Origin of the sequence: Bacteroides sp. 214, assembly GCF_010501015.1 — a bacterium.
Lineage (GTDB): Bacteria > Bacteroidota > Bacteroidia > Bacteroidales > Bacteroidaceae > Bacteroides.
Map to the genome: position 1 here is coordinate 1 of NZ_QVML01000075.1, position 299 is coordinate 299.

Below are 299 nucleotides of genomic sequence, written 5' to 3' on the forward strand. Positions count from 1 at the left end.
AACGGTGCTATACCTCCATCGTGGACCGACAAATCACGATTGGGAATCACTTTATCTACATCTACCTGATTACGAGCGATGGCGCCCGTCGGTTGGGTAAGAAAATACCGCTAACACCAGAGGAGGTGGAGGCTTTGCGATAAAAAAATCGAAGGAAAACGAGTTAAAGAAACCCGCCCAAACAGACAGTTCAAGACTCTGCTTTTGCAGGAAACGCCCTTATACGTACGTTCCCAACGACGCGAGCATCGGTGATGTAGATGGAGACGGACAATACGAAATTATATTGAAATGGGATC

General features: G+C 46.8%; 1 protein-coding gene and 1 pseudogene. Both read left to right on the forward strand.

Annotated features, from left to right (window positions below):
• Positions 1-20: 20 nt before the first annotated feature.
• Entirely contained in the window at positions 21-143 is a 123-nt protein-coding gene (locus D0T50_RS13895) for a hypothetical protein (RefSeq protein WP_255490093.1), read from the forward strand.
• A 77-nt stretch (positions 144-220) separates the two neighbouring features.
• Positions 221-299: pseudogene (locus tag D0T50_RS14025) on the forward strand (hypothetical protein); the annotation flags it as partial.